This is a genomic window from Massilia violaceinigra (genome assembly GCF_002752675.1).
In the GTDB taxonomy this organism is placed as follows: domain Bacteria; phylum Pseudomonadota; class Gammaproteobacteria; order Burkholderiales; family Burkholderiaceae_D; genus Telluria_A; species Telluria_A violaceinigra.
Genome location: NZ_CP024608.1, coordinates 5,831,045 through 5,851,163, shown reverse-complemented (window position 1 = coordinate 5,851,163; position 20,119 = coordinate 5,831,045). Strand labels below are relative to the sequence as shown.

General features: G+C 63.6%; 17 protein-coding genes. 9 read left to right on the top strand and 8 right to left on the bottom strand.

All coding sequences use genetic code 11. From position 1 onward, the window contains the following. Positions 1 to 888, bottom strand: a complete 888-nt coding sequence (locus tag CR152_RS25100; RefSeq protein WP_208640202.1) for a helix-turn-helix domain-containing protein — start codon at positions 886 to 888, stop codon at positions 1 to 3. Here CR152_RS25100 and CR152_RS25095 point away from each other — a divergent pair. Beyond that, positions 878 to 1,243, top strand: a complete 366-nt coding sequence (locus CR152_RS25095; protein ID WP_229413582.1) for a phosphopantetheine adenylyltransferase — start codon at positions 878 to 880, stop codon at positions 1,241 to 1,243. The genes CR152_RS25100 and CR152_RS25095 overlap by 11 nt on opposite strands. Positions 1,244 to 1,268: 25 nt before the next feature. Here the strand turns inward: CR152_RS25095 and CR152_RS34895 are convergent, their stop codons facing one another. The 3 genes from CR152_RS34895 to CR152_RS25085 are packed head-to-tail and all read right to left on the bottom strand — an operon-like array spanning position 1,269 to position 3,388. Further along, positions 1,269 to 1,949 carry a sensor histidine kinase gene (locus tag CR152_RS34895; protein WP_307718596.1) on the bottom strand — a complete coding sequence of 227 codons (681 nt, stop codon included), beginning with the start codon at positions 1,947 to 1,949 and terminating at the stop codon, positions 1,269 to 1,271. Continuing rightward, positions 1,937 to 2,698 carry a HAMP domain-containing protein gene (locus tag CR152_RS34890; RefSeq protein WP_307718595.1) on the bottom strand — a complete coding sequence of 254 codons (762 nt, stop codon included), beginning with the start codon at positions 2,696 to 2,698 and terminating at the stop codon, positions 1,937 to 1,939. Before CR152_RS34890 ends, CR152_RS34895 begins: the two co-directional genes overlap by 13 nt. A 3-nt stretch (positions 2,699 to 2,701) precedes the next feature. Further along, positions 2,702 to 3,388 (bottom strand): response regulator transcription factor, encoded by a 687-nt coding sequence (locus CR152_RS25085; RefSeq protein WP_099879519.1) that lies wholly within the window; start codon positions 3,386 to 3,388, stop codon positions 2,702 to 2,704. A gap of 138 nt (positions 3,389 to 3,526) precedes the next feature. Here CR152_RS25085 and CR152_RS25080 point away from each other — a divergent pair, with 138 nt between their 5' ends. From CR152_RS25080 to dcd, 4 genes are all read left to right on the top strand, one after another. Further along, positions 3,527 to 3,943: a Spy/CpxP family protein refolding chaperone gene (locus CR152_RS25080; protein WP_099879517.1), complete on the top strand. Its 417-nt coding sequence runs from the start codon at positions 3,527 to 3,529 to the stop codon at positions 3,941 to 3,943. Between the two features lie 91 nt (positions 3,944 to 4,034). Beyond that, a complete protein-coding gene (locus tag CR152_RS25075; protein WP_099879515.1) occupies positions 4,035 to 4,901 on the top strand; it encodes a dioxygenase family protein in 867 nt (288 codons plus the stop codon). Positions 4,902 to 4,941: 40 nt separating this feature from the next. Beyond that, positions 4,942 to 5,745: an alpha/beta fold hydrolase gene (locus tag CR152_RS25070; RefSeq protein ID WP_099879513.1), complete on the top strand. Its 804-nt coding sequence runs from the start codon at positions 4,942 to 4,944 to the stop codon at positions 5,743 to 5,745. A gap of 163 nt (positions 5,746 to 5,908) precedes the next feature. Beyond that, a complete protein-coding gene (dcd, locus tag CR152_RS25065; RefSeq protein ID WP_099879511.1) occupies positions 5,909 to 6,478 on the top strand; it encodes a dCTP deaminase in 570 nt (189 codons plus the stop codon). A 13-nt stretch (positions 6,479 to 6,491) separates the two neighbouring features. Here the strand turns inward: dcd and CR152_RS25060 are convergent, their stop codons facing one another. The 3 genes from CR152_RS25060 to CR152_RS25050 all read right to left on the bottom strand — a co-directional run bounded on the left by CR152_RS25060 (position 6,492) and on the right by CR152_RS25050 (position 10,961). Further along, positions 6,492 to 7,826: a ComEC/Rec2 family competence protein gene (locus tag CR152_RS25060; protein ID WP_099879509.1), complete on the bottom strand. Its 1,335-nt coding sequence runs from the start codon at positions 7,824 to 7,826 to the stop codon at positions 6,492 to 6,494. 148 nt (positions 7,827 to 7,974) lie between these two features. Further along, complete coding sequence (locus tag CR152_RS25055; protein WP_099882760.1) at positions 7,975 to 10,227, bottom strand: arginine/lysine/ornithine decarboxylase; 2,253 nt, start codon at positions 10,225 to 10,227, stop codon at positions 7,975 to 7,977. 236 nt (positions 10,228 to 10,463) lie between these two features. Next, on the bottom strand, positions 10,464 to 10,961 hold the full coding sequence (locus CR152_RS25050) for a dihydrofolate reductase (RefSeq protein ID WP_099879507.1): 498 nt from the start codon (positions 10,959 to 10,961) through the stop codon (positions 10,464 to 10,466). Positions 10,962 to 11,331: 370 nt separating this feature from the next. On the opposite strand from CR152_RS25050, the gene carA reads away from it, so the two are divergent. From carA to CR152_RS25030, 4 genes are all read left to right on the top strand, one after another. Then, on the top strand, positions 11,332 to 12,489 hold the full coding sequence (gene carA / locus CR152_RS25045) for a glutamine-hydrolyzing carbamoyl-phosphate synthase small subunit (protein WP_099879505.1): 1,158 nt from the start codon (positions 11,332 to 11,334) through the stop codon (positions 12,487 to 12,489). After that, on the top strand, positions 12,482 to 16,318 hold the full coding sequence (gene carB / locus CR152_RS25040; RefSeq protein WP_099879503.1) for a carbamoyl-phosphate synthase large subunit: 3,837 nt from the start codon (positions 12,482 to 12,484) through the stop codon (positions 16,316 to 16,318). Before carA ends, carB begins: the two co-directional genes overlap by 8 nt. A gap of 18 nt (positions 16,319 to 16,336) precedes the next feature. Next, positions 16,337 to 18,079, top strand: a complete 1,743-nt coding sequence (locus CR152_RS34885; RefSeq protein WP_099879501.1) for a methyl-accepting chemotaxis protein — start codon at positions 16,337 to 16,339, stop codon at positions 18,077 to 18,079. Between the two features lie 123 nt (positions 18,080 to 18,202). After that, positions 18,203 to 19,261, top strand: a complete 1,059-nt coding sequence (locus CR152_RS25030) for a YncE family protein (protein ID WP_208640200.1) — start codon at positions 18,203 to 18,205, stop codon at positions 19,259 to 19,261. Positions 19,262 to 19,303: 42 nt separating this feature from the next. On the opposite strand, the gene thyA is transcribed toward CR152_RS25030, so the two are convergent. Beyond that, a complete protein-coding gene (thyA, locus tag CR152_RS25025; RefSeq protein WP_099879497.1) occupies positions 19,304 to 20,098 on the bottom strand; it encodes a thymidylate synthase in 795 nt (264 codons plus the stop codon). Between the last annotated feature and the right edge of the window lie 21 nt (positions 20,099 to 20,119).

Genomic DNA, 20,119 nt, shown 5'->3' with positions numbered 1-20,119 from the left:
TCATTCCTGGGATGAGCGCACAAATAGGACGTTCCCGCTTAAAAGTTTTGTCAGTGGCAGTCCAAACATGGCCTTGAAAGCAGCGCTCAGGTGGGCGGAGCTTGAAAAACCCGCTTCATGTGCCGCTTGCGTGAGCGTCCTGCCGTCCAGCACATTCGATATGGTGGCCTGAAGCCTGGCCCACAAGCGATAGCGGCGAAATGACACACCTGTCTGCTCCTTGAAAAGGTGCTGAAACCGGGAGGAAGACAGACCTACGTGGCGCGCATGCCCCGCTGCGTCCGTTTCCGCCGCTGGCGACGCCAACAACGCGCCCGCCACTTTCCGGATCCGCGCATCCGTGCCCGCGGGATACAGGGACAGAAGGGCCGCGAGCCGGTCGACTGTGGCCTGCCAGCCTTCGGCGCTGCGATCCATGCCAGCCAACAAGGCGATGAGCGCATCTTCGTTGTCGAGGTCGAAGCCAACCTTCCCGACGCGACGACGGCACCGTCCATGGAGCGACTTCAGATCGTTACTTAACGCGTCGACATACAAGAAAGCGTATTGCGCCCCTGGCGTTGCCAGCAGGTGCAATTGGTTCGGTTCGATCAGCGCGGTTCGACAGTTCACGAAGCCGCGACCGGGGTCGGCTGGATCAAGCGCCACGCCCAGTGGCCCGTCCAGTCCGATTGCCAATACCGCCACGGCGTTTCGGTGTGCCGCAAGATGCAATGCCGGCCCGATGTACAGCGCACGCGCGTTCCAGCTGACCAGCAAAGGACGCGCCTGCGGGCAGCTTGTTTTTGAAAGCGCCGCGAACGGGCCGTCGTTAGAATCGTTCACTTCGACTACCCCACCGATCAAGGAAAATACGATGCAACGGCTTATCCCTGCCATGCTGATCATCGCCGCACTCATTCACCTCATCCCTGTGACAGGCGTGCTTGGTGAATTGCATCTCGCTCAGCTATACGGAGTGCGTATCCAGGACCCGAACTTGCTCATCCTGATGCAACATCGGGCCGTCATGTTCGGCCTCTTAGGATTACTCCTGGTGTCCGCAGCGCTCATTCCTGCATGGCGGCCTCTCGCGTATATTGCCGGGCTGGTTAGCGTAACATCGTTCGTGATGGTTGCGTGGTCGGTAGGAAACTATAATGATTCGATAGGGCGGGTGGTGATGGCCGATATTGCCGTAACCGCTTGCCTGCTCGTCGCGCTTGCCATCGATTACTGGCCTGGCCGTTTTTCAACGGCTTGATACCTGGCGTTTCGATCTCGCCAAATTAATGGAGCAGCGGCAGTACGATATCGACGCGCAGCCCGCCGCCTTCGCGGTTGCTGGCCCTGATCGTGCCACGATGGGCGTCGATCACGCGCTGCGCAATCGCCAGGCCCAGTCCATGCCCGTCGACGTTGTTACCGGCCGCATTCGAGCGGAAGAACGGCTTGAAGATCGACGCCAGGTCCTTGTGCGCCACGCCCGGCCCGCAGTCGCATACCGACAATTCCAGGCGGTCGGCGTCGGCGCTGATGCCGATCTCGATCACGCCACCTTCGCTACTGTGCTTGATGGCGTTGCGGATGACGTTCTCGATCGCGCTCCACAGCAGGTCCGGCGCGCCGCGCACGGTGACTACCGCCTGCCCCGACAACGCAATGCGGCGGCCGCACTGCTCGGCCTCGAAGCGCGCATCGGTCACGATGTCGTCGATCAGGTCCATGAACGAAATGTCTTCATAGCGCGGCAGCGCGGTCGATACTTCCAGGCGCGATAAGGTCAGCAGCTCGCCGATCAGCTTATCCATGCGCACGCTCTCGCGCTCGATGCGTTCGAGCGAGGCGCCGATCTTGTCGGGTTGCTGGTGCGCCAGCCCGATGGCGGCCTGCAGGCGCGCCAGCGGCGAGCGCAGTTCGTGCGAAACGTCGTGCAGCAGGTGGCGCTGGCCGTCCATCAGGGTGCGCAACTGGCGCTCATGCGGTCGAAGTCGCGTCCCAAATCATTGAGCTCGTCGCCGCGCACGCCCTTGACCTCCGCAAACCGGGGCGACAGATCGCCCGCGGCCGCGGCCTCGAACGCGCCGCGCAGGGCCCGGATCGGGCGCGAAAAATACCACGCCAGCAGGGCCGCGAACAACAGGCTGGCCAGCGTTGCGCCGGCCATCGTGATATATGGCAGCAGGTGGCGGTTCGGTGGCGGACGTCCCTGGTCGCCCGGTGCACCCGGGCGCGGGCCGGCGCCAAAGCCGCCGGGTGGCATCTGGCGTCGATCCGGCGGCCCGCCGCCCGCTCCGCGCTGATCGAGCCAGCGCACGAACACCAGGAAACGCGCGCCGTCCGGCGCCGTCAGGGTGCGCACCATATTGTGGCGCGCCGGATGCGCCAGCATCCGTTCGGCCTGGGCGCGCAGCGCGGGCGTGACGGTCCGGCCCAGCATTTCATGGCCATTCGCGTCGATGACGAAAATGCTGTGACGCGTGGTGCCGCCCACCAGTTCGCGCAATGCCGCGCTGCCGCCGAATTTGAGCGTGGCGGCCGCGCTGTCGATCATGAACTCGGCGGACGGCGCGGTATCGATGCCGCTCGCGCGGGGCGAATCGATGGCCGCCTGCGCGCGCGCCTGGTCGCGCAGCCAGAACACGGTGCCCACGCCAATGGTTGCCGCCAGCTGCGCCAGCAGTATCGACAAGAAGAACTTCCAGAACAGGCGGCCCATGCGCTAGTCGCGAATGAGCTGGTAACCGAGGCGGTACACGGTCTGCAGGCAGGAGCGGCCGTCGGCCAGGGTACCGAGCTTGTGACGCAGGCTGCTCAGGTGGACGTCGATATTGCGGTCGAAGCGCGCCATCGGCCGGCCCAAGCCCTGTTCCGACAGGTCGTTCTTGCTGACCGGCCGGCCCGCGTTGCGCGCGAGGACTTCGAGCAGGTTGAATTCGGTGCTGGTCAATTCCAGCGTAGCACCATCCCAGCTGGCACGGCGCTGCGCCGGCTGCATCGACAGCTTGCCGACGCTGATGGTGATGCCGTCGCCATCGCCGCGCGGCGCGTTGGTGCGGCGCAGAATGGCGCGAATGCGGGCCGTCAGCTCGCGCGGGGTGCAGGGTTTGGTCACGTAGTCGTCCGCGCCCAGTTCCAGCCCGAGAATGCGGTCGGTATCGTCGCCACGGCCGGTCAGCATGAGGACTGGCATGTGGCTGCGGGCGCGGATGCGGCGCAGCGTTTCCAGGCCATTCATATGCGGCATCATCACATCGAGCACCGCGATGGCGCTGCGCCCGGACAGCGCCTCGCGCGCGCCGGCCTCTCCGTCATGCGCGCAGCTGACCCGAAATCCTTCCTGCTCCAGGTATTCGCGGAACATCCCGACCAGTTCAACGTCGTCATCGATTAATAGCACTTGATTCATGCACCCATCATAGCAAACCGGGCGCCCCTGGTTGATCGCCGGGCGGATGCCTTTACGCGCTTTTACATGTCCCTGACACCGCTTTACATATCGCCCTCGCACAATGGAGTCCTTCGCAACGCACTGACAGGAACCACCATGAAAAACATACACCAACGTGTACTCGCCGTCTTGTTAAGCACTGCCTGCCTTGGCGCCTTTGCCGCGCCGGGGGAGGGCGGCCTGCCGCCACCACGCGGTCCGCTCTTCGGGCAGGGCGTCGAGCTCACGGACGCCCAGGAAGACAAGGTTTTCGCCATTCTGCATGCACAGAAACCGAAGCGCCGCGAGCACGCGCGCACCTTGCATGATTCGCAAGATGCCCTGCGCGCCCTCGGTAACGCGGAGCAGTTCGACGACGCCAAAGCGTCTTCCCTGGCGCAGGCCGCCGGCAAGGCGCTGGCCGCACTGGCCCTGCTCGACGCCCGCACCGACGCCCAGGTGCGCGCCGTGCTCACGCCGGAGCAGCGCAAGCAGTCCGCCGATGATCGTCCGCGCCGCCAGCCACGTTCCTGATCCCCGGGGTAAGCGCGAAGTTCGACAGCGCGGGAGCTGCCGGCAACCTGATAAACACTACCGCCTGATTCGGCACAAGGAGGACTACACCATGGACCACCACGACCACGATCACAGCCTGGCCCAGGACATACAAACCATGCTGGACATGACACTGAGCCGGCGCCAGGCGCTGCGCTGGATGTTCGCTTCGGCGGCGGCGTTGCCGCTGTCTGGGTGCGGAGGCGGTGGCGACTCGGGCGGCAGCACCCTGAGCACCACCCCGGCCGCCGCCGGCACCGGCACCACGCCCGCCACCGGCAGCAGCGGTTCCTGCGCCGTGATCCCCGAAGAGACGGGCGGACCGTATCCCGGCGACGGCACCAACAGCAGCGTCGGCGGCGTGGCCAATGCGCTGATCCTGGCCGGCATCGTGCGGCCCGATATTCGCGCCAGCATCGCCGGCGCCACCGGTGTCGCCGCCGGTGTGCCGCTGACGATCAAGCTGCAGATGGTGAACGTGAAGTCGAGCTGCGCATCGCTGGCCGGCGCCACCGTCTACCTGTGGCACTGCGACCGCGAAGGGCGCTATTCGATGTACACCAGCGGCGTCACCGCCGAAAATTACCTGCGCGGCGTGCAGGAAGCCGACGCCAGTGGCATGGTCACCTTCACCACGATCTTCCCGGGCTGCTACGCGGGCCGCATGCCGCACGTGCACTTCGAGGTTTATCCGAGCCTGGCGAAGAGCACCAGCGCGGCCAACCGGATCAAGACCTCGCAGTTCGGCTTTCCGACCTCGATGCTGTCCGACGCCTACGCCGCCACGGGTTACAGCGCCAGCGTGCGCAACCTGGCCAACATCACCTACGCGACCGACAACGTGTTCAGCGACGGCACGGCCCTGCAAATCGCCAGCGTGAGCGCCAGCGCGAGCCTGGGCTACGTCGCCACGCTGACAGTAGGGGTTTCCCTCTAATCCTGTATGGCCGGTCGCAGAATCGTCTTACAATCGAAAAATGACGACACCGATCCTCCATTTCTCGCACGGGAACAGCTTCCCGGCCGGTAGCTACCGCAAGTTCTTCGACCAGCTGCGCCCGGATTACGACATTCGCGCGGTCGACATGTACGGCCACGACCCCGCTTACCCGGTCAGCGACGGCTGGCCCAAGCTGGTCGAGCACCTGATCGCCACGCTGGAAAGCTACGGCGAGCCGGCCATCCTGGTCGGCCATTCCCTGGGCGGGATGCTGAGCATGATGGCGGCCAGGGAGCGGCCGGACCTGGTGCGCTGCGTGGTGATGCTCGACTCGCCCGTGGTGGCGGGCTGGCGCGCCATGCTCTGGCGGCTGGTGAAATCGAACCAGAACTGGAGCGATTATTTGTCGCCGGCCCGCCTGTCGCGCCGGCGCCGCACGGTGTGGCCCACCGTGCAGGCGGCCTACGAGCACTTTGTCTCCAAGCCCGTGTTCGCGGCCTGGGCGCCCGGCGTGCTGCACGACTATCTGGAACATGGCCTCGAACCCCATCCGGACGGCGTGCAGCTGCGCTTTTCGCGCGATGTGGAAACCGAGATTTACCGCGGCCTGCCGCACCACCTCGGCAGCGTGATGAACGGGGCCTACCCGGTGCCGATCGGCTTCATCGCCGGCACCGAATCGGTGGAGCTGCGCCAGGCCGGCCTGGACGCCACGCGCAAGCTGGTGGGCGACAATTTCGCCGAAATCCCCGGAGGCGGGCATCTGTTTCCGATGGAATCGCCCGAACTGGCGGGACGCCTGACGCGCACAATGATCGCCAAACTGCTCGCGCAGCGCTAGAAAAGCGCGGCGACGCATCGCCGCTGTACCGGAGAAAACAGGCCGCGGACTGCCGCCGGCAGCGACTTTTCGCGTAAAATCGCGGGAAATTCTCTCTTTGCCGGGCAAACAGCGCGGCAGGGACAGCGCAACCTGACCAATTTTCTCTTCTGGAACGACACGTATGAGCATTAAATCTGATAAATGGATCCGCAAAATGGCTGCGGAAACGGGCATGATCGAGCCTTTCGAGCCAGGGCAGGTCAAGGAACTCGATGGTCAGAGAATCGTTTCGTACGGCACGTCGAGCTACGGTTACGACATCCGCTGCGCCGACGAGTTCAAGCTGTTCACCAATATTAATACCACCATCGTCGACCCCAAGAATTTTGACGAAAACAATTTCGTCGACGTCTCGGGCAAGGGCTTCTGCATCATTCCGCCCAATTCGTTCGCTTTGGCGCGCACCGTCGAATACTTCCGGATTCCGCGCAATGTGCTGACGATCTGCCTGGGCAAATCGACCTACGCCCGTTGCGGCATTATCGTCAATGTCACCCCGTTCGAACCGGAGTGGGAAGGTTTTGTCACGCTGGAGTTTTCCAACACCACGCCGCTGCCGGCAAAAATCTATGCCAACGAAGGCGTGGCGCAGGTGCTGTTCTTCGAATCGGACGAAGTGTGCGAAGTATCGTACAAGGACCGCGGCGGAAAATATCAGGGGCAGGTTGGCGTTACGCTTCCCAAGGCCTGATTACCGCAGCGGTCTATCGATAGCCGGCCTTGCGCAAGAGATGGATCAGGTAGCGGACGCTGGACCCGCTCAATGCCAACGACGGGATCGAGCGGACGGTTTCTTCAATGCGCGATCCGGGGTCGTCCGAGACCATGACGAAGGTCCCATTCTTCTCCGATTCCAGGACCACGACGCCTGCCGGGTGACGGTAGCGCGTGAGTGGATAGGCGGCGGCGACCCACAGCGTTTGCATGGCATCGAGCGCGAAAAATGGCGCCAGCATGGGGAGTAGCGTGCCGTAGTTGCTCTGCGCGCCGTGATGCGGCACCATTTTCGTACACGATAGCGCAAGCTCCGACCGGTAGTACAGCGCCAGCTCGTCGAGCAAGGCCCGATTGCGAAAACCGATGTCGCCCAGCCCCAGCCAGCCGGCGCGGCGGGTCCAATCCCGGGCGGGAAAGTCGGAATGGTGGCCCACGGTGCACTGCACGCTGAATCGGCGGTCGGCGCTTTGGCCCGAGGTACGCGGGCCGGCGTACAGGCAGAGCGATACCTCGTTATAGTCTCCGAATACGCGGGCGTCGTCCTCGGTGAGATTTTCATAGGCGTTCCCCAGGAGCTTTTTGACCGATGGCCCGCTCGGGGCGGCGCCATTGCCTGCCTGCGCCTGCGCCGGCGGCTTGCCGAGTACCGAAAAGAGGTCGGCCAGGATCTTTACGGTATCGCGAGGCTTTGCCGATCCGCTTACCGTTTTCGCGGCGCGTTTCATGATCGCCTTGAGCTGCGCAAATTCGACTTTGTCGAACAGGGCTTTGACAAGGTTCCCGTAGTTCGTCTCCCGCGAGTAGAAGCGGAACATCCAGTCCGCCTCCTTGACATGGTAGGTGACGTTGACCGCGTTCGGTTTCGCCGGATCCGGGGTGAGGCGTTCAAGCATGTCGTCCGGACCGTCGCCATCGCGGCCGAATTGATCATATAGCTCACGCAGTATGCGCAGCGATGCCAGGGCATCTGTAATCTCCTTGGCGCTGCGCTCGTCCAGCACATAGCAGCACAACAGCCAGACCAGCAGCTTGTTGTCCAGCCGGTGCGGCAGGAACACGCGCTTGAACGTATAGCCTTCGGCGAGCAGCAGCGCCACGCCGTTGCAGTGGTCCATGTCGAAACTGGAAATGACGAGCCAGTCGAACTCTTTTTCGCCGGTGGATCGACCCAGCCCCTTCAGCAAGGCGCTGATCGCGCCCGGATTGCTCGATCCGCAATCGTAGATGTAGCGGAATGGCTTGTTTGCCACCCGCATGTCTGCCATGTGAAAGCCTCCCTGGCCGACCGGGTGCTGGACGCGCCTGACGAGGATCTCGTGCATGAAAACTCTCCCATGGTTGGTCTTGCGATGGCTGCCAGCTTGCCACGGTGCGCCCCTGCGCATACTCCTCAATTGTCACGCGCGCGATTTGCGCGCCAAAAAAAAGGAACCCGAAGGTTCCTTTCATGCCTGTTGCATGGGTCGGTGATTACTGGCGCACGCAATCGACGAAATAACCGCGCTTGCCATCGACTTCGCGCTTGACCAGGCCGTGCACGTCGGTCTCGAAGCCGGGGAAGCGCTCGTTGAAGTCGCGCGCAAAGCGCAGGTAGTCGACGATGGTCTTGTTGAAGCGCTCGCCCGGGATCAAGAGCGGAATGCCCGGCGGGTAAGGCGTCAGCAAAATCGCCGTGATGCGGCCTTCCAGCTCCTCGATCGCCACGCGCTCGATCTCGCGGTGCGCCATCTTGGCAAAGGCGTCGGACGGCTTCATCGCCGGGATCATGTCGGACAGGTACATCTCCGTCGTCAGGCGCGCCACGTCGTAGGTCTTGTAGAAGTCGTGGATCTGCTGGCACAGGTCGCGCAGGCCCATCGCTTCGTAGCGCGGGTTGGCCGCCGCGAACTCCGGCAGGATGCGCCACATCGGCTGGTTCTTGTCGTAGTCGTCCTTGAACTGCTGCAGCGCCGTGACCAGCGTGTTCCAGCGGCCCTTGGTGATCCCGATCGTAAACATGATGAAGAACGAGTACAGCCCGCACTTCTCGATGATCACGCCGTGTTCGGCCAGGTACTTGGTGACGATCGACGCCGGAATGCCGGACTCGCCGAACACGCCGTCGAGCGACAGGCCGGGGGTGACCACGGTCGCCTTGATCGGGTCGAGCATGTTGAAGCCCGGGGCCAGGTTGCCGAAACCGTGCCAGTCGTCCTCGGCGCGGATCATCCAGTCGTCCTGGGTGCCGATGCCTTCTTCCGAGAAGGTGTCCGGGCCCCACACCTGGAACCACCAGTCGTTGCCGAATTCGGCGTCGACTTTCTTCATGGCGCGGCGGAAGTCGAGCGCCTCGAAGATCGATTCCTCGACCAGCGCGGTGCCGCCCGGCGCTTCCATCATGGCCGCGGCGACGTCGCACGAGGCGATGATCGAATACTGCGGCGAGGTGGACGTGTGCATCAGGTAGGCCTCGTTGAAGGCATCCTGGTCCAGCTTGACCGTTTCCGATTCGCGCACCAGCACCTGCGAGGCCTGCGACAGGCCCGCGAGCAGCTTGTGGGTCGACTGGGTCGAGAAGATCATCGATTCCTTGGCGCGCGGGCGGTCCTTGCCGATTGCGTGCATGTTCTTGTAGAAGTCGTGGAAGGTCGCATGCGGCAGCCACGCTTCGTCGAAGTGCAGGGTGTCGATCTTACCGTCCAACATTTCGCGCAAGGTCTCGACGTTGTACACCACGCCGTCGTAAGTGGACTGGGTAATGGTCAGGATGCGCGGCTTCTTGTTGACGGCCTGGCGCGCGAACGGATTGGCTTCGATCTTGCGGGCGATCGATTCGGGGGTGAACTCTTCGAGCGGAATCGGGCCGATGATGCCGAGGTGGTTCCGGGTCGGCATCAGAAACACGGGAATCGCGCCGCACATGATGATCGAGTGCAGGATCGACTTGTGGCAGTTACGGTCCACCACGACGATGTCGCCGGGAGCAACCGTCGAGTGCCACACCATCTTGTTCGAGGTCGAGGTGCCGTTGGTGACGAAGTAGCAGTGGTCGGCATTGAAGATGCGCGCCGCGTTGCGTTCGGACTTGGCGACCGGGCCGGTGTGGTCGAGCAGCTGGCCGAGCTCTTCGACGGCGTTGCAGACGTCGGCGCGCAGCATGTTCTCGCCGAAGAACTGGTGGAACATCTGGCCGATCGGCGACTTCAGGAAGGCCACGCCGCCCGAGTGGCCGGGGCAGTGCCACGAGTACGAACCGTCGTTGGCGTAGTTGACCAGCGCGCGGAAGAACGGCGGCGCCAGGCCGTCCAGGTAGGACTTGGCTTCGCGGATGATGTGGCGCGCCACGAATTCGGGCGTGTCCTCGAACATGTGAATGAAGCCGTGCAGCTCGCGCAGGATGTCGTTCGGGATGTGGCGCGAGGTGCGCGTTTCGCCGTAGATGTAGATCGGGATGTCCGAGTTCTTGTGACGGATCTCTTTCACGAACGCGCGCAGCGCGATCAGGGCCGAATCGGTGTCTTCGATCGAACCGGAGCCAAATTCCTCGTCATCGATCGACAGCACGAAGGCCGAGGCGCGCGACTGCTGCTGCGCGAACTGCGACAGGTCGCCATAGCTGGTGACGCCGAGTACCTCCATGCCCTCTTTTTCCATCGCCTCGGCGAGCGCGCGGATGCCGAGGCCGGAAGTGTTCTCGGAACGAAAATCCTCGTCGATAATGACGATTGGGAAACGAAATTTCATGGACAGCTCCAAAGCGAAGCGCCGCGAGGGAAGTCCGCGCCTGTTGCGGGACGCCGCTCGCGGCACCGATAAAAAATAAGAAGCGGATTTTCGCAGAAATGGCGGCAATCCGGTGAAAAAACTTTTGCTAGATTAACTACATGCGGGCGCTAGTGTCGCACAACATGCGCACGCGCGCATGCTCGTCTTGCCGGGCTTTGCCTGGGCGAGGCGGGGAGATCGTCCCGGCAGGGACATCAACCCGCTTTGGTGTAGGTGACGAACGCGTAATCGAAGCCGTTGCTGGCCGAATGGTGCGATTCGCGCGCCGTCTCGATCCACTCGTCCGGGTCGAGCGCCGGGAAGAAGGCGTCGCAGGCGAAGCTGTGCGCGATCTCGGTGACGATTACGTGCTGCGCCAGGGCCATGGTCTGCGCATAGATCTGGGCCCCGCCGATGACGAAGGCCGGCGCATCGCCATTGGCACCTGCCGCCAGGGCCAGCGCCTCCGGCACCGAGGCGGCGCGTTCCACGCCTTCCTGGCGCCAGTCCGGGTTGGTGGTGATGACGATGTTGCGCCGGTTCGGCAGCGGGCGGCCGATCGAGTCGAACGTTTTGCGGCCCATGATGATCGGGTGCCCGGTGGTCAGGCGCTTGAAGTGCGCCAGGTCTTCCGGCAGGCGCCAGGGCAGGGTGTTGTCGATGCCGATGCCGCGCGCGGCATCCATTGCAACAATGAGTGAGAGTGTTGTCATACAGCCTAGTTTCAAGGAAATCAGAATGTCGCCATTATCATCGAAATCGGGCAGGTTGGACGATCTTGATCCGGTGAATGCGGCCTCGCGCCCGTCGTCCGTCCGAATAGTTTCCGGATGAAAAGTAACAAACTCTCACACTATTGTTTTGCCGTATATCCTTAATTACAAAGGGGAAATTGGCAAACTCGAAACTAAGTGTTGGGATAAAACGTCACACATTAATTTCTGTAGGGCAACTGCTTTGTTTGCTGTATCGTACTTGAACACTCGCCGCAACAGAGATAGAAATGGCAATTTTTTCTGATCGGATTGCAAGGGAAAACGTCGCTTGGACCGGGCTGCGGGTGACCTACAGTCTGGAGACCACATGAAGCACCCACTTACTAACAGCAATGGCGCCCGCCCGCGTGCGACGCTGGCCTTGCAGGACGGCACGCTGTTCGAAGGCACCGCCATCGGCGCCGCCGGCCAGACCAGCGGCGAAATCGTTTTTAACACCTCCATGACGGGATATCAGGAAATCCTGACCGACCCGAGCTACACGCGCCAGATCGTCACGCTGACCTATCCCCACATCGGCAACACCGGCATCAACCCGGAAGACGGCGAATCGGCGCGGGTGCAGGCGGCCGGCTTGATCATCCGCGACCTGCCTTTGCTGGCCTCGAATTTCCGCTCGACCCAGAGCCTGTCCGACTATCTCGCGCAGCAGGGCGTGGTGGCGATTGCCGATATCGATACCCGCAAGCTTACCCGCCTGCTGCGCGAGAAGGGCGCGCAGAACGGCGCCATTGTCGTCGGCGGCGAGCCGGGACAGGCGCTGGCCCTGGCGCGCGCCTTCCCCGGCCTTGAAGGCATGGACCTGGCGCGGGTCGCCTCCACCCAAACGGCCTACGAATGGACTGAAGGCCCATGGCAGCTGGGCGCCGGTTTTGCGCCGGCGCCGGCGCCGCACCTGCACGTGGTGGCCTTCGACTACGGCGTCAAGAACAACATCCTGCGCATGCTGGCCGGGCGCGGCTGCCGCGTCACCGTGCTGCCCGCGCAAGCGGGCGCGCAGGAAGCGCTGGCGCTGGCCCCGGATGGGATCTTCCTGTCCAACGGCCCGGGCGACCCGCAAGCCTGCGACTACGCCATCGAGGCCGCGCGCACCCTGATCGACAGCGGCACGCCGGTCTTCGGCATCTGCCTCGGGCACCAGATCATGGCGCTCGCCTCGGGCGCGCGCACGGTCAAGATGAAGTTCGGCCACCGCGGCGCCAATCACCCGGTGCAGGACCTGGCCACCGGCAAGGTCGCCATCACCTCCCAGAACCACGGCTTCGCGGTCGATGCGGCCACCTTGCCGGCCAACTGCCGCGTCACCCACGTGTCGCTGTTCGACGGCACGCTGCAGGGATTCGAGCGCACCGATCGTCCCGCCTTCTGCTTCCAGGGCCACCCCGAAGCCTCACCCGGCCCGCACGACCTGGCCGGTCTGTTCGACAAATTCGTCACCATGATGGAAAGCCGTAACCATGCCTAAGCGTTCAGATATCCGTAGCATCCTGATTATTGGCGCCGGCCCGATCGTCATCGGCCAGGCCTGCGAATTCGACTATTCCGGGGCCCAGGCCTGCAAGGCGCTGCGCGAGGAAGGCTACAAGGTCATCCTCGTCAACAGCAACCCGGCCACCATCATGACCGATCCCGAGATGGCCGACGCCACCTACATCGAGCCGATCGCCTGGGAAGTGGTGGCGCGCATCATCGCCAAGGAGCGTCCCGACGCCATCCTGCCGACCATGGGCGGGCAGACCGCGCTCAATTGCGCGCTCGACCTGCACCGCCACGGCGTGCTGGCCGAATTCGGGGTCGAGCTGATCGGCGCCACGCCTGAAGCGATCGACAAGGCGGAAGACCGCGCCAAGTTCAAGGCCGCCATGACCAGCATCGGGCTGGCCTCGGCCCGCTCCGGTGTGGCCCACAGCATGGCCGAAGCATGGGAAGCGCAAGGTCCGCTCGGCTTTCCTGTGGTGATCCGGCCATCGTTTACGATGGGCGGCAGCGGCGGCGGCATCGCCTACGATGCGGCGCAGTTCCACACCATCTGCCAGCGCGGGCTGGAACTGTCGCCCACCAACGAGCTGCTGATCGAAGAGTCGCTGCTCGGGTGGAAAGAGTTCGAAATGGAAGTCGTGCGCGACAAGCTCGATAACTGCATCATCGTCTGCTCTATCGAAAACCTCGACCCGATGGGCGTGCACACGGGCGACTCGATCACCGTGGCGCCGGCGCAAACGCTGACCGACAAGGAATACCAGATCATGCGCAACGCCTCGGTGGCGGTGCTGCGCGAAGTCGGCGTCGACACGGGCGGCTCGAACGTGCAGTTCGCGGTCAATCCGCTTGACGGCCGCATGATCGTCATCGAAATGAATCCGCGCGTTTCGCGTTCGTCGGCGCTGGCCTCCAAGGCCACCGGCTTTCCGATTGCGCGCGTGGCCGCCAAGCTGGCGGTCGGCTTCACGCTCGACGAACTGCGCAACGAAATCACCGGCGGCGCCATGCCGGCGTCGTTCGAGCCGTCGATCGACTACGTGGTCACCAAGATTCCGCGCTTCGCGTTCGAAAAATTCGCCGGCGCCGACGATCACCTGACTACCCAGATGAAATCGGTGGGCGAGGTGATGGCGATCGGCCGCACCTTCCAGGAATCGTTCCAGAAGGCCCTGCGCGGCCTCGATATCGGCGTCGATGGCGTGCGCCGCGACGGCATGCAGACCGGACGCGCCGTGATCGAAGAAGAATTGTCGAAACCGGGTCCGGACCGTATCTGGTACGTCGGCGAAGCCTTCGCCCAGGGCTTCACCCAGGATGAAGTACACGCCTGCAGCGCCATCGACCCATGGTTCCTGGCGCAGATCCACGACCTGGTCGCGGTCGAGCAGTGGCTCGAACTGCAAACCCTGTCTGTGCTCGACAAGCCGGTGATGTACCGCCTCAAGCAGCAGGGCTTCGGCGACCGGCGACTTGCGGCGCTGCTGGGCGCCACCGAACAGGCGGTGCGCGAAGCGCGCCACGCGCTCGGCGTGCGCCCTGTGTACAAGCGGGTCGACACCTGCGCCGCCGAGTTCTCGACCAGTACCGCCTATCTGTACTCCACCTATGATGAAGAATGCGAAGCGGCGCCTAGCTCGCGCAGCAAGATGATGGTGCTCGGCGGTGGCCCGAACCGCATCGGCCAGGGCATCGAATTCGACTACTGCTGCGTGCACGCGGCCATGGCCCTGCGCGCCGATGGTTACGAAACCATCATGGTCAACTGCAATCCCGAAACCGTTTCGACCGACTTCGACACCTCCGACCGCCTGTATTTCGAGCCGGTGACCCTGGAAGACGTGCTCGAAATCGTCGCGCTTGAAAAGCCGGCCGGCGTGATCGTGCAGTACGGCGGCCAGACCCCGTTGAAACTGGCGCTGGCGCTGGAAGCGGCCGGCGTGCCGATCATCGGCACCTCGCCCGACATGATCGATGCGGCCGAAGACCGCGAACGCTTCCAGCAATTCCTGCAAAAGATGGACCTGCGCCAGCCGCAGAACCGCACCGCGCGCACCGAGCCTGAAGCAGTGCGCCTGGCCGAGGAAATCGGCTACCCGCTCGTGGTGCGTCCATCGTATGTGCTGGGCGGTCGCGCGATGGAAATCGTCCACGAGCAGGCCGACCTGGAACGCTACATGCGTGAAGCGGTCACCGTCTCGCACGATTCGCCGGTGCTGCTGGACCGCTTTCTGAACGACGCCATCGAGGTCGACGTCGACTGCGTGTGCGACGGCGTGCGCACCCTGATCGGTGGCGTGATGGAGCATATCGAGCAGGCCGGCATCCACTCGGGCGACTCGGCCTGTTCGCTGCCGCCGCATTCGCTCAGCGCCGCCACGGTGGCCGAGATCAAGCGCCAGACCGCGCTCATGGCGCTCGAACTGAAGGTGGTGGGCTTGATGAACGTGCAGTTCGCGGTCCAGCAAAGGCGGGTCGACGGACGCGTGCACGACGTGGTCTACGTCCTCGAAGTGAACCCGCGCGCCTCGCGCACCGTGCCGTTCGTGTCCAAGGCCACCGGACTGCAGCTGGCAAAAATCGCCGCGCGCTGCATGGCCGGGCAATCCTTGGCCAGCCAGGGCATGCTCGACGAAGCGGTGGCGCCGTGCTTCAGCGTCAAGGAAGCGGTATTCCCGTTCGCGAAGTTCCCCGGCGTGGACACCATCCTCAGTCCCGAAATGAAATCGACAGGAGAAGTGATGGGTGTCGGTCCGACCTTCGGCGAAGCCTACTTCAAGGCCCAGCTGGGCGCCTCGGTCAAGGTGCCGCGCGCGGGCCTGGTGTACCTGCGCGTCAAGCGCGGCGACCAGGCGCGCGCGGTGGCGCTGGCGCGCCAGCTGAGCGGCGCCGGCTTCATCCTGTGCGCCAGCCTGGTGACGGCGACCGTCATCCGCGCCGCCGACATGGCGGTCGAGGACATCGACGACGCCGTCATCCTGGATCGCCTGGCCGCGCGCGAGATCGCCCTGATGGTCCTGACGGTCGATGAAAAGCGCAGCGCCGTGGTGGCATCGCGGCCGCTGCGGGTGGCGGCGCTGGCGGCCGGCACGGTGGTGTGCACCACCATCGCCGCCGCCGAATGCATGTTCGAAGCGGCCCGCCATGCCGACAGCTACGGCCTGGCTTCGCTCCAGGAACTGCACGCCAAGCACCCCGAGGCCGAACCGGCGCCGCCCGCGCGCGCGTTGCCCAGCGCCGCCGACCTGGCGGCCGCCTCCACCATCCTGCCCGAGCGGCGCGCCCGTTCGCGCGAACGCACGGCCGGCGGCACGCCGCTCAAGCTGTTCATCCGCCAGCCGTTCACGGAATCGGACGCCGAGCAGCAGCGCCTGATCGGCGACATCATGGACCTGATCGACAGCGCCAACGGCATGCCGCATCCGTTCGACTACCTGACCGGCACCCGCGCCGAAAGCGCGGATACCTTCAAGAAGTCGTTCGAGCGCGATTACCACCTGCCGTTCACGCCCAAGAACTTCCGCGACCATCGTCTCGGGCTGCTCGACCATGCCGATGCGGTGGTCAACATCCGGGTCGGCATGAGCGAGAGCAGCGCTTTCGAGCTGGGGTACCACATCTTCAAGGGCCGCTGTTCGCCCGTTCTGTTTTTGGTATGGAAGCACGCACCGATCAAGACCACCCTGATCCGCGAGCTGCAGGACCTGTGCGATGTCACCTATCTCGAATTCGAGCACGTCGACGAGCTGCGCAAGGGCATCCACGCATTTTTCAGCACTATCCGGCTCGGCGCAAGCAACACCACCAATTACTAGTCACACAAGGAGCTACGCATGTTCGATAACATGAAAATCAGGACACTCGTGATCGGAGTCCTCGGATTCCTGATCGTGTTGATGGTCGCTATTGGCGCCATGGGTATTTACAGCGGACGCCATTCGGTCGGCCTGGTGCGCGACATCACCGTCGAAGACCAGCGCAACACCACCGTGCAGACGTCCATCCGCCTCGAAATGGAACTCAACCGCAGCCAGATCCTGCAGGCGCTTCAGCACAATCCGGTCCTGAGCTGGTCGCAGCTGCACGACCACCCGCTGACGGTCCACTTCGACCAGATCGACGCGATTGCCGGACGCACCGCCAAGCGCTGGGAAGAGTATATCGCCAGCGTCAGGTCGCCCGAAGAAAAGCGCCTGGCGCAGGAGTGGTACGCCAAGAGCGACGGACTGGGAATCGAGAACGTGCGCGCGGCGGCCGCCTTCATCAAGGTCGAGAAGTGGGACGACGCCGAGACGGTCCTGATCAAGAAGATCAACCCGGGCTACCGCATCGGCGACGCCACACTGGCCACGCTCAAGGAACTGGCCGACAAGCGCGTCAAGGCCGATGACGAGATGGTCAACTCCAGCCTTGCGCGCATCGCCTACGGCATGATGGGCATCCTGGTGATCGGCGTGGTGCTGGGCGTCGCGGTTGGCTGGACCCTGGTCAAGGCCATCTCGGCGCCGCTGCAGGAAGCCATGCAGATCGCCGTGCGCGTTGCCGACGGCGACCTGACCGGGCATATCGACTCGCACGGGCGCAACGAAATCGGCGCCTTGCTGGGCGCGATGGCCAAGATGAAATCGAACCTGGCCGACATCGTATCGGAGGTGCGCAGCAGCACCGACACCATTTCCAGCGCATCGAGCGAAATCGCGGCCGGTAATACCGACCTGTCGGACCGCACCAGCTCCCAGGCCAGTTCGCTGGAGCAGACCGCCGCCTCGATGGAAGAACTGACTTCCACCGTGCGCCAGAACGCCGACAACGCGCGCCAGGCCAACGTGCTGGCGCTGTCGGCGTCGGAAGTGGCTACCAAGGGCGGCCTGGTGGTGGCGCAGGTGGTCGAGACCATGGGCTCGATCAACGCGTCGTCGAAGAAAATCGTCGACATCATCGCCGTCATCGACGGCATCGCGTTCCAGACCAATATTTTGGCGCTCAACGCCGCCGTGGAAGCGGCGCGCGCGGGCGAACAGGGTCGCGGCTTTGCGGTCGTGGCGTCCGAAGTGCGCAACCTGGCGCAGCGCTCGGCCGGCGCCGCCAAGGAAATCAAGGAACTGATTGGCGACTCGGTCGAAAAAGTCGACAGCGGCGCCAAGCTGGTCGACCAGGCCGGCCTGACGATGCAGGAAATCGTCACCAGCATCCATCGCGTTACCGACATCATGGGCGAGATCACCACCGCCAGCGCCGAGCAGACGGCCGGCATCGACCAGATCAACGAAGCGGTCGGGCAGATGGACTCGATCACCCAGCAAAACGTGGCCCTGGTAGAGGAAGCGGCAGCTGCCGCCGGGCTGCTGCAGGAGCAGGCCGGTACGCTGACGCAGGTGGTCAGCGTGTTCAAGCTCGATGGTAGCCGCGCACCGGTGGCGGCAGCGCGCCACGCGCCGCAGCGCAAGGCCGCCCCCGTGGCACCGCGCCTGGGGGGCAAGAGCACACCGGCCCCGAGGAAAGCCGCTGCGCCCAAGCCGGCCCCGCAAAAGCGCGCCGCCAGTACGGCCGCCGAATCGGATTGGGAAGAGTTCTGAGCGGACCCGCAGGGCCATGGCGGCGCTGGCGCCGTCATAGCCTGCGCGCCGGCATCGCGACTCCTGCGATGTTGTAATCTGTGCATTTATATTGCATAAAAGTAATTACGTGTTTACAATCGCGTGTCTATTACTTTTTTGCAAAAAATGAAAATCTTTCGCTCTTTCTCAATCCTGTTGAGTGTTCTCTTGCTGACCGCATGCGGTGGTGGCGGTGGTGGTGGCGGCAGCGGCAGCCAGCTCGCCGGTAACGGGCCGGTGACGGTCGCGCCCGATACCGCTCGTATTGGACGTGGCCCCAATATCTTGTTTGTCAGCGACCGCAACAATCAGGTGATTGCCGCATTCGACACGCTGGCACCAGCGGCGGCAAATACGGCAGTGAGCGCGAACGTTCTTTCGGCCGAGCGTTACTACGGTTATTCGACCCAGCTCGACGCTGCGCGGGATCTGCTGTACATCATGGCCGGTGACCAGGCCGGCGCCCAAATCGGGGTACTTGCCGACGCCAGCAAGCTGTCAGGCAAAATGACTCCGCAGCGCTACATCACACCGGAGATCGGGGCCAGTTATGTGGTCCAAAGTCTCATCCTGGACAAAACCAATGATCGAATGTATGTGGGTTATAAAGAGACCAATCGAGGGGCGACTGGTTTCATGGTGCTTGAACGCGTGAGTACATTGAGCGGCCGGGTAGCGCCAGCGCGCACGTTTACCGGGCCGATGGATACGATGCAGTCCGCCATCGATACCAAACGGGGGCTGCTGTACACCAAACATTCCCATGCCAGCGGCCAGCCGGTCTACGTATTCGAGAACATCGATAAGGCGTCGGGCGAATTGCCGATCGCCCGCCGTTTCAATCTGCCTGGCGACATCGTCGGCTTGGCGATCGATGAGGATCGCGACCGTCTGTATGCGGGATCGAACATGCGGGGACTGGCGGTCTTTGCCGACGTCAGCAAGCCAGATCCCGCGAGCCGGGTCAAGCTCATTACGCTGCCCAGGTGGACGATCGATGGCGTACTGGCATTCGACCGCGCTCACGACCGCCTCTACGCTGGAATGGGAAGCACCGCCTACGTGGTGGAGCGGGCAAGCAAACTGGGTGAGGATGGCCAGGCTGCGCCGCTGTCGATCAACGCCGGTTCCCTCGCGGTGATCAGCGGTTTCGCCTTCTGAGACAACGCGCAGCGCCTGCGCAATGGCAGGCGCTGCGCCGGTTCACACTGCGACCGGCGCCTTGATATGCGCGTGCGACTCGTAGCCGACCACCTCGAAGTCCTCGAACTTGTAGTCGAACAGCGAGTCCGGCTTGCGCTTGATGACGAGGCGCGGCAGCGCGAACGGCTCGCGCGAGAGCTGCAGGTCGACCTGCTCCAGGTGATTCGAGTACAGGTGGCAGTCGCCGCCGGTCCACACGAAATCGCCCACTTCCAGGCCGGCCTGCTGCGCCATCATGTGGGTCAGGATCGCGTAGGAGGCGATATTGAACGGCACGCCCAGGAAAATATCGGCGCTGCGCTGGTACAGCTGGCACGACAGCTTGCCGTCGGCGACATAAAACTGGAACAGCGCGTGGCACGGCGGCAGCTTCATGTTCGCAATGTCGGCCACGTTCCAGGCCGAGACGATCATGCGGCGCGAGTCGGGCGTGTTTTTGATCTGGTCGAGCACCTGGGTGATCTGGTCGATATGCTGCCCGCCCGGGGTGGGCCAGCTGCGCCACTGGTAACCGTAGATGGGACCGAGCTCGCCGTTGGCGTCGGCCCAGTCGTCCCAGATGCTCACGCCATTGTCCTTCAGGTAGCCGATGTTGGTGGAGCCCGCGAGGAACCAGATCAGCTCATGGATGATGGATTTGAGGTGCACCTTCTTGGTCGTCACCAGGGGGAAACCGTCCTGCAGGTTGAAGCGCATCTGGTGGCCGAAGACGGAGCGCGTACCGGTGCCGGTGCGGTCGGTTTTTTCGGTGCCATGGTCTTTCACATGGCGCATGAAGTCGAGGTATTGGCGCATCGCTAAAACTCCTGATTATAT